Below are 235 nucleotides of genomic sequence, written 5' to 3'. Positions count from 1 at the left end.
AAAAATTCCCTCAAACCCTCTCAAATGGTAAACCATATTTTCTAGGTGGAACATCTAGTAAAATTTCAAAAAGTTGTTATGAAAAAATTTATAATTTCATAGGTCATGAGAATTTAAAAAAATATGAACCTTGGATATTTTCAAATTTATATTACAAAGATAAAGAGGATAATATAGTTCAAATTTCATGTACTGTAGTTTATGAAAGAGTAAAAACACAGTATGGACTATTTGG

Annotated in this window: 1 protein-coding gene; it reads left to right on the top strand. The window is 25.5% G+C overall.

The features are described from left to right. On the top strand, positions 1-235 hold a 235-nt coding region (locus ATCC51562_RS09665), incomplete at both ends, for a hypothetical protein (protein ID WP_035167730.1).

It is taken from the genome of Campylobacter concisus ATCC 51562, assembly GCF_000466745.1.
Lineage (GTDB): Bacteria > Campylobacterota > Campylobacteria > Campylobacterales > Campylobacteraceae > Campylobacter_A > Campylobacter_A concisus_B.
This window is presented reverse-complemented; position numbering and strand designations above follow the sequence as displayed.